Below are 9,960 nucleotides of genomic sequence, written 5' to 3'. Positions count from 1 at the left end.
ACCATGAGCCGAGGTTTAGCCCGGTGTTAATCCCGGCAAAAGCCGAGTTAAATGTCTGTCCGTTGGCGGAGGAGCTGATTGTATTGTTGAATGCAGTTTACTTTTGATGTTGCCGTGGTGAGCTATATTTTATCATCGTCAGTATAGGGTTTAATCTGCTAGTTTATATCGACAACGTGTTGAGTTGATGTTGACGCTTTACTGTTTGATTTACTTTAAATAAATAGATCCAGAAATAATGATGGGTTAAATTTACACACACAGTAACCCCAAGGTCATGGCTAAATATTGCCTGCATAGAATATGTTGGTACGCGCTGTGAGTAGTTAACGTTATGAGCAGTCAGGGGCTGCTTTCGCTGACATGGACAACAACGATAAGGTTATCGATTATGCGCTATTTCCGTTATGCATTGTGTGCCGCATTAGTGGGCACCGCGTTGGGCGCAGCAAATGCTGCTGATGTTCCTGCGGGTACCGTATTGGCAGAAAAACAAGAAATCGTTCGTCATATTAAAGATGAGCCAGCCTCCCTTGATCCGATGAAAGCCGTGGGGCTAATCGAGGCTCAGGTCGCGCGTGACCTGTTTGAAGGCTTAGTGAATCAGGATGCTCAGGGCCAAATAATTCCCGGAGTGGCATTAAGCTGGCAAACAACAGATAACCAAACCTATATATTTACCTTACGTAAAGACGCTAAATGGTCTAACGGCTCACCGGTCACTGCACAGGACTTTGTTTACAGCTGGCGTCGATTAGTTGACCCTAAAAGTTTATCTCCTTTTGCCTGGTTCGCTGAATTAGCGGGGATGGAGAATGCACAGCAAATTATTTCAGGGAAAATGTCACCCGACACGCTAGGGGTGAGTGCTATTAATAATCACACCTTAAAAGTCAAACTCAGTAAACCGGTACCTTATTTCCCAAGTCTGACAGCAAATTTCAGTTTATTCCCGGTTCCCCAGTCTGTTGTTGAACAATATGGTAATGATTGGACCAAAGTCGGTAATCTGGTAGGCAACGGCGCATTTAAATTACAAGATAGAGTCGTCAATGAAAAATTGGTATTGGTACCAAATGAACACTATTGGGACCATGCGCATACGGTGCTGACCAAAGTAACGTTTATTCCAATTAATCAGGAAGCAAATGCCACTAAACGTTATCGTGCGGGTGATATTGATATTACAGAATCATTTCCGAAAAATTTATATCAGAAGTTGCTAAAAGATATTCCTGACCAGGTTTATACGCCTGATCAGCTAGGAACCTATTATTACGCCTTTAATACGCAACGTGCACCAACCAATGATATTCGCGTACGTAAAGCATTGTCTTATGCGATAGATCGTAAAATCATTGCTGAAAAAGTATTAGGTACTGGAGAGAAGCCAGCTTATCACTTTACGCCTGATGTTACTGCCGGCTACCATCCGGTTGCAAATTTATTGCAGCAGCAAGATCAGGATGAATTGAACGCACAAGCCAAAGCATTGCTGCATGCTGCGGGCTATGGTCCTGATAAGCCGTTAACATTATCCCTCTTGTATAATACCTCTGATAATAATCAGAAATTAGCCATTGCCATTGCTTCTATGTGGAAGAAAACATTGGGTGTGGATGTCAAAATGATTAACCAGGAATGGAAGACATATATTGACAGCCGTAACACCGGTAATTTTGATGTGGTTCGTGCGTCATGGGTCGGTGACTATAATGAGCCGTCTACCTTCCTGTCACTGCTGACATCCACACACAGCGGAAATATCGCCAAATTTAATAGTGTAGATTATGATAAGTTACTCAATGAAGCGGGTAAACAGACCAATGCTAAAGCACTGAGTGATGATTATAATAAAGCTGAACAGATTATTGCCGAGCAAGTACCTATCGCACCTATATATCAATTTACCAATGGTCGTTTAATTAAGCCGTGGGTGAAAGGTTATCCAATCACTAACCCTGAGGATGTGGCATACAGTCAGACGATGTATATCATCAAACACTAAAGTCGGTGTATTTCTGACAGTTAGGCCGCCAGTATTAATTGGCGGCTTTTTCTATTTTTTTAATTTGCTCTCAGTGGTGATGAGATAATTAAATCTATCTGGTCACTTTATGTTTAGATTATTTTACTACATTTAACATTGCGTTTTGTTAGTGTCAGACGGTTCTGTTATGGCTGCGGCGAGCTATCCTGGTTCACCACCTTTAAAGATCGGGTGGCTAGCGCTACACTGAGCTAATTGCATGATAAATTACGAAATAGAGGATGTTGTTGTGGATGTAGTCGAAGGGAAAGCACTTCAAGTCTCTGATGCGGTTTATGCCTATCAACTCGATGGTAAAGGGGGGGTGACGTCAATAAGTGTTGATGCCGTCGCCACCGCGGGGCAGCCTTGCTGGTTGCATCTGGATTATACCTATCCGCAAAGTGCAGCCTGGCTGCAAAATACACCATTACTGCCAGAGGTGGTCCGTGATGGCCTGGCGGGGGAGAGTGTGCGTCCTAAGGTCACCCGGCTGGGTGATGGCACGATGATAACCTTGCGTGGTATTAACTTTAACACCGATGCCCGTCCCGATCAGTTAGTGACGATTAGGGTCTATATCACGGATAAATTGATCGTCTCAACTCGCCATCGTAAGGTTTACTCCATCGATGATGTATTAAATGATTTACAAAGCGGCACCGGCCCGACAGACAGTGGTAATTGGCTGGTGGAGATTGTCGATGGCCTGACCGACCATACCAGTGAGTTTATCGAAGACTTACACGACAAAATTATCGATCTTGAAGATGATTTACTGGAGCAAAAAATCCCCCAGCGTGGGCAAATGGCATTATTACGCAAGCAGCTAATTGTGTTACGCCGCTATATGGCACCACAGCGCGATGTATTCTCTCGATTAGCTAGTGAGCGTTTGCCCTGGATGAATGATGATGATCGGCGTCGAATGCAGGAAATCTCAGAACGTCTGGGCCGTGGATTAGAGGATTTAGATTCAAGCATCGCCCGCACGGCAGTGCTGTCTGATGAAATTAGTTCATTAATGGCTGATGCGATGAACCGGCGGACCTATACCATGTCGCTTTTGGCAATGGTCTTTTTACCGACGACCTTTTTGACCGGTTTGTTTGGGGTCAACCTTGGTGGGATCCCCGGTAACACCGACTCTTTTGGTTTTGCAACTTTTTGCATGATGTTGGTGGCTTTGGTATTAGGTGTTGCCTGGTGGTTAAAGCGCAGTAAATGGCTCTAATAATGAAGCGGCAGGCGTGTAAAAGAGTGTGCCAGAGATAGGGTTAATCACTGCAAAATTGAGCCACATCAAGATTTGATGGTAATGACTCAGGCATTATCACTGTGCAGGTGAATGCAACGTCAAGCGATGGGCGTTGCGCTCCATATTTGTAATACTTTTATTTTGAATTACTGCATAGCACATAATTGTTACGATGCCGATGTTGTCTCAACATCGGCATTTTTTTTATGCATTTTTAGCCAGATATTTAATTCCTTTCAACCTGCTCAGGGTCGCTGCAATTTCTACTGTTTCATGGATGCATAAACTTACGTATAATAACGCTTTACTTTTTCACTCGGAATTAGTCGCTCTGAACGTTATTAGAGACCTGATAAGTATTTATGAATCAAGAAGATACAAGAAAAGAAACCCTTGAGTTCAATAAACTCCAGAAGCGCATTCGGAGAAATGTCGGCAATGCTATCACCGATTACAACATGATCGAAGATAATGACGTTGTAATGGCATGCATGAGTGGTGGGAAGGACTCGTTTGCAATGTTGGACATCCTGCTCGGCCTACAAAAGGTTGCGCCGATCAAGTTCGATGTTATTGCGGTAAATTTAGACCAAAAACAACCCGGTTTTCCTGAACATATTCTGCCTGAGTATCTTGAAAGCCTTAATATCCCTTATTATATTGTGGATAAAGATACTTATTCGGTTGTTAAAGAGAAAATACCTGAAGGTAAAACAACCTGCGGGCTATGTTCTCGTCTACGCAGAGGAACATTGTATTCATTTGCGGAGAAGATTGGCGCTACAAAAATCGCGCTCGGTCACCATATGGATGACATTGTTGAAACGCTATTTTTGAATATTTTCCATGGTGCACGCATGAAAGCGATGCCGCCAAAATTACGTTCTGACGATGGACGTAATATTGTTATCAGGCCGCTGGCATATTGCCGCGAGAAAGACCTGATTAAGTATTCTGAGTATAAAACTTTTCCAATAATTCCATGTAACCTGTGTGGTTCGCAGGAGAATTTGCAACGTCAGGCGATTAAAACCATGCTAAGCGAATGGGATAAAAAAGATCCGGGCCGGGTTGAGAGTGTATTTAAGTCAATACAAAACGTAAGCCCAAGCCAGTTAGCTGACCGTAACCTTTTTGATTTCGTCAACCTGCCGTTAGATCGTGAAGGGGATAGGGAAGAGTACGCGTTTAGTGAAGCAACGGTTTCTTCTACCAATATCAATAACGCCCTGTATATAGATGTAACCAATCTCTGATTTTATTTATCTATTAAGTTAACGCGGTAATATCACCTTTGACCCATTCTGCTATTCCCCCATTGATTTATGGGGGAATACTCAGTACGAGAAAAACAATAGAATAGGGTGCCCCCAGAATCAAAACCGCAGTACAACGCCCCGAATGAGGCGTTGTTATCCTGCTGATAAACGATGTTGATACTGAGTGAACTTATCCCTCAGAGGCGGTTTTTTCTGTTTTCCCTGCCAGTAAGCTCAGGAAGTCGTAGCGTTTTTTCAAGTCTTTCTCCGCCGCCGCGTACAACTGTGCCGCCACCTCCGGCTCTTGGGTATTGAGTCGGCGGAAACGTTGCTCATTCAGCAGTGTGGTGGTCAGGTCACTGCCTGGTGGGCGGGAGTCCAATGCCAAGGCCGCTTTGCCTTCGTCAGTGCGGCGTGGGTCAAAGCGGTATAGCGGCCAGAAACCGGTGGCGGTTAATTGCTTCATTTGATCATGGCTGTAGGCCAAATCATAACCATGCTCCTCACACGGACTGTAAGCGATAATCAGCGATGGGCCAGGATAGGCTTCCGCTTCTTGAATGGCTTTTACCGTCTGATTGAGCTGCGCTCCCAGCGAAATCTGCGCAACATAGACATGGCCATACATCATCATACTGACGCCTAAGTCTTTGCGCGCCTTACGTTTGCCATGCTCACCAAATTTAGTGACCGCCCCGAGCGGGGTCGCTTTAGATTGCTGGCCGCCGGTGTTGGAGTAACACTGGGTATCGAGCACCAGCACATTGACGTTTTCTGTTAGGCTCAATACATGGTCAAGTCCACCAAAACCAATGTCATATGCCCAGCCATCGCCACCAATCAACCAGATGGATTTATCGACTAAATAATCCGCATCCGTTGCCAATTGTTGAGCATCATTGCCTGGGATGTCACGCAATAGCTGACGCAATTGAGAGACTTGCTCACGGCGTACTTCTGGCGTGGCATCCTGAAGCATTAACTGATCGACCAGCTCTTGCGGCAACTGTGGTGCCAGTTGGTTGATTAGGCGGGTTACCCGCTGACGATGCTGATCGACGGTGAGGCGGAAGCCCAGACCGAACTCGGCATTATCTTCGAACAGTGAGTTAGCCCATGCCGGACCACGGCCATCGGCGTTGGTGGTATAAGGCGTGGTAGGTAGATTGCCGCCATAGATTGATGAGCAACCGGTGGCGTTGGCAATTAACAGACGATCGCCATATAACTGGGTCAACAGCTTAATATACGGTGTTTCGCCACAACCCGAACAGGCTCCAGAGTATTCAAACAGCGGGGAAATCAATTGTGACGTACGGATATCAATACGTTCCATTTGGGTTTTATCGATTTCCGGCAATTTGAGGAAGAAGTCATAGTGCGTTTTTTCTTCCACCAGGTGCTCCAGCCGTGGTTGCATGTTGATGGCTTTGATTTCAGGATTCTGGCGATCTTTGGCCGGACAGACTTCATAGCACAGGTTACATCCGGTGCAATCTTCCGGCGCAACTTGTAACACATACTTCTGCCCACGCATATCACGGGCTTTGACATCGAGTGACTGCAAGCTGTCAGGTGCACCAGACATAGCCTCTGGCGGTACCACTTTGGCACGGATTGCTGAGTGCGGGCAGGCGGCAACGCAGTGGTTGCACTGGGTACAGAGATCGGGCTGCCAGATAGGAATATTTTCTGCAATATTGCGTTTTTCCCACTGGGTCGTACCCACCGGCCAGGTTCCATCAGGCGGGAAGGCCGACACCGGCAGCGCGTCACCCAAACCAGCCAACATGGTTGCGGTAACTGTTTTGACGAAATCAGGTGCCTGATCGGAGACGATCGGTGGCCGCATCGGGCTGTTTTCATTAATCGGTTGTAGCGGGATTTCAATCAGTGCATCAAGGGTGGCATCCAGCGCCTGCCAGTTGCGCGTGACAATTTCTGGCCCTTTATTGCTGTAGCTACCATCAATCGCGGCCCGCAACTGCTGTTGCGCCATCGCAGTGGGTAAAATCTGTGTCAGATGGAAGAACGCCATCTGCATCACGGTATTAATACGAGCGCCCAGTTTGCATTCACGGGCAATTTTGGCTGCATTGATCACAAACAGCCGTGCATTGCGCTGGTGTAATACGGCTTGCACTTCTTGTGGTAGGCGAGACCACATTTCGTCTGCACTGAATGGGGTATTAATCAGGAAGATACCACCCGGTTTCAGCCGTTCGGCCATTTGGTAAATATCAATAAACTGCAACTGGTGGCAACCGACAAAATCGGCGTGGCTGACCAGATAGGCGGAATTGATCGGCGTTTCACTGACGCGCAAGTGCGAGACCGTCAGGCCACCCGCTTTTTTCGAGTCATAAACAAAATAACCCTGTGCATACAGTGAGGTACTGTTGCCGATTATCTTGATGTTGTTTTTCGTGGCAGAGACCGAACCATCACTGCCCAGGCCATAGAACAGCGCCTCCAGTGTGGCGCGTTGTTCTATCTTTTCATCAGTCAATGGTAATGACAGGCCAGTAACATCATCAAAAATCCCTACGGTGAAACGTGGACGAGGCAGATCTAATGTCAACTCTTTGAAAATAGCGAGAGCACAATCAGGGCCAAACTCCTTGGAAGACAAACCATAACGACCACCAATCACTTTCGGTAATGTGGCGCGTTCGCCACGGCTATAGGCTTCAGCCAATGCGGTCATCACATCAAGATAGAGTGGCTCGGCCAGTGCACCCGGTTCTTTGGTGCGATCCAACACGGCCACTTTTATTACTGATTGGGGTAAGACACTCAACAGCTGCGCTGCAGAGAAAGGGCGGAATAGACGCACTTTAAGCACGCCGACTTTTTCGCCGCGCGTCAACAAAGTATCGATCACTTCTTCGCAGGTGCCGATAGCGGAACCCATTAAGATAATGACACGCTCCGCCTGTGGGTGGCCGTAATATTCAAATGGTTTATATTCGCGCCCAGTGGCCTCGGCAAAAGCGGCCATGGCATCAGCAACATGCTGATAGGTGTTGTTATACCAAGGGTTGGTCGCTTCGCGCGACTGGAAATAGGTATCAGGGTTGGCAGAGGTACCGCGCACAACCGGACTCTCCGGTGACAGCGCTCGGCTGCGGTGGCCATCTATCCCTTTTTGCGGCAATAATTGGCGTAGCGTGTCATCATCGAGTGGCACAATTTTATTGATTTCATGTGAGGTGCGGAAACCATCAAAGAAATGAATAAATGGAATGCGACTATTGAGCGTCGCTACCTGTGAAATCAGGGCGAAATCCTGCGCTTCTTGCACACTGCTGGCGCACAGCATGGCACAACCGGTCTGGCGCACGGCCATAACATCGGAGTGATCACCAAAAATGGATAAGGCATGAGTCGCAATGGTTCGGGCTGCAACATGCAGTACGAAAGGGGTCAGTTCACCCGCTAACTTATACAACGTGGGGATCATCAACAGCAATCCCTGCGAAGAGGTAAAGGAGGTCGACAGCGCGCCAGTTTGTAGTGCGCCATGCACAGTGGCAATGGCGCCGCCTTCTGACTGCATTTCAACCACGCGGGGAACGTCTCCCCAAATATTGACTTTACCATCACCTGACCATGCATCAGCAAGCTCTGCCATGGTAGAACTGGGTGTAATAGGGTAGATAGCAATAACTTCGCTGGCGCGATAGGCCACAGAAGCTACTGCACTGTTACCGTCAGTAGTAATCATTAATTTATACCTTCACATTGCTTGTCACGCAGAGACCAAAGTAGTAATGGGTGCCTCTGACGGTTAACGAATTATTTGAACTAATACTGAAATTCTAGCAGAGTGCATTTTTGTCAGTTATCGAATTTGTGTGGCTGGGGGGCTAAATGCTTTCAGTTAAAATGCAGAAAATAAGCCAGTAACGCTGGCAAAGCTTATATAGATGTTATTCGGATAATAATTATTACAATTAGAAAACTATTTATTGCGCTGCTCAGATATCGCTTGGCGAAGCAATACCTATGGGTGCTTTTGTAAAATAATTGTGAAACTGAATTAGATTTAATGAACATTTAATATGGGACGGGCATAATGTTGACCCAATACTGAAATGAGAAAATGATGATGAGCGGTTTCATGTATTTAATGATGGCAATTGTTGCCGAAGTAGTGGCGACTACGATGCTGAAAGCATCTGATGGGTTTACCCGATTGGTACCCTCAATTGTGGTGGTTATTGGCTACGGTGTTGCATTTTGGGGGCTTTCGCAGGTGGTTAAAACCATGCCATTGGGTATCGCTTATGCCATCTGGTCAGGGTTGGGTATTGTTTTGGTGTCGATCGCCGCTACCTTTATGTACCAACAAAAACTTGATTGGGCAGCCATTGCCGGGATGACGCTAATCATTGCGGGGGTTATGGTGATTAATCTGCTGTCTAAGACACCCATGCATTAATCACGCCTGTAGGATACAGGCGGAACTCATCTATTAGCGCGTTATCGTGGTGGGGCGGGATAACACGCTAATGGGTGAGGGTCGGTGTCACTGAAACGTAGGACAACGTCCTTTTCAACTATTTAATGTCTAATTGATGTATGCCATCAATAGCCAATAACGTCTCATAAAACTGATCGAGACTTTTTCTAGGTGACAAGGTCACTTCCATGGTCAGTTCACAACCGGCATTCTTCTCTTCACGTTTTTGTACCACTGACAGGTTAATTGGCCGCAGTCGCAGTTTTTGCAGTGCGACCAGAATAAGTGGCACACTCTCGGGTAACAGTTTGATCGAGACATAATGGTGCTGGCCAAGCAGGCGATTACTCAATTGGCGGAAGATCTCCAGTACCACCAGTGTCATCAGCGTGCCATAGATGCCAATTTCATACAGGCCGCTACCAATCACCAGGCCGATAGCCGCTGTTACCCACATACCGGCTGCGGTTGTTAGGCCTTTAACCATCTGCTTTTGAATCATAATCGTCCCGGCCCCCAGGAACCCCATGCCGCTGACAACCTGTGCTGCGACTCGACTAGGGTCAAAACTGACGTGTTCTAGTGTCAGTAAATCCTCGAAACCGTATTTTGAAACAATCATAAACATGGCACTGCCGATGCCAACCAGGATATGAGTGCGCAATCCTGCTTCTTTTGACCGCAATTGACGTTCAATACCTATTAACCCACCCAGCAATCCGGCAAGGGCTATTCGTAGCAGTAAATCAGTGATCATAGTTATTCCCGTTTTATTTTTATCCAAATCGTAGGTAACTGATTCTCTATCTAATTAGTCTCGGTTTGGTTATTTCGCCAAATTTTTAACAGCAAACTACCTTGATAATTCGGCTATTCACCTTGTTACAGGTTAAGTTTAATTATCGAATTTTCGCTTATTTATGTTGTGTTTTAATTATAACAGATATTA

General features: G+C 46.3%; 6 protein-coding genes. 4 read left to right on the top strand and 2 right to left on the bottom strand.

Going from position 1 to position 9,960, the window contains the following annotated elements:
• Positions 1-391 precede the first annotated feature (391 nt).
• The 3 genes from V1952_RS16660 to ttcA all read left to right on the top strand — a co-directional run bounded on the left by V1952_RS16660 (position 392) and on the right by ttcA (position 4,543).
• Positions 392-2,008 (top strand): peptide ABC transporter substrate-binding protein, encoded by a 1,617-nt coding sequence (locus V1952_RS16660; RefSeq protein WP_083158778.1) that lies wholly within the window; start codon positions 392-394, stop codon positions 2,006-2,008.
• A 271-nt stretch (positions 2,009-2,279) separates the two neighbouring features.
• Complete coding sequence (gene zntB, locus V1952_RS16655) at positions 2,280-3,263, top strand: zinc transporter ZntB (protein WP_372559086.1); 984 nt, start codon at positions 2,280-2,282, stop codon at positions 3,261-3,263.
• A gap of 386 nt (positions 3,264-3,649) precedes the next feature.
• Entirely contained in the window at positions 3,650-4,543 is an 894-nt protein-coding gene (gene ttcA, locus V1952_RS16650; protein ID WP_372559085.1) for a tRNA 2-thiocytidine(32) synthetase TtcA, read from the top strand.
• Positions 4,544-4,736: 193 nt separating this feature from the next.
• Here the strand turns inward: ttcA and nifJ are convergent, their stop codons facing one another.
• Entirely contained in the window at positions 4,737-8,273 is a 3,537-nt protein-coding gene (gene nifJ / locus V1952_RS16645; protein ID WP_420075149.1) for a pyruvate:ferredoxin (flavodoxin) oxidoreductase, read from the bottom strand.
• A 384-nt stretch (positions 8,274-8,657) separates the two neighbouring features.
• Between nifJ and V1952_RS16640 the strand changes: the two genes are divergently transcribed.
• On the top strand, positions 8,658-8,990 hold the full coding sequence (locus V1952_RS16640; RefSeq protein ID WP_372559906.1) for a DMT family transporter: 333 nt from the start codon (positions 8,658-8,660) through the stop codon (positions 8,988-8,990).
• A gap of 118 nt (positions 8,991-9,108) precedes the next feature.
• Here V1952_RS16640 and V1952_RS16635 read toward each other — a convergent pair whose 3' ends face one another.
• On the bottom strand, positions 9,109-9,768 hold the full coding sequence (locus V1952_RS16635) for an MgtC/SapB family protein (protein WP_420075148.1): 660 nt from the start codon (positions 9,766-9,768) through the stop codon (positions 9,109-9,111).
• Positions 9,769-9,960 lie beyond the last annotated feature (192 nt).

This window comes from Yersinia sp. 2542 StPb PI, from assembly GCF_048593855.1.
Taxonomy (GTDB): Bacteria; Pseudomonadota; Gammaproteobacteria; order Enterobacterales; family Enterobacteriaceae; genus Yersinia; species Yersinia enterocolitica_E.
This window is presented reverse-complemented; position numbering and strand designations above follow the sequence as displayed.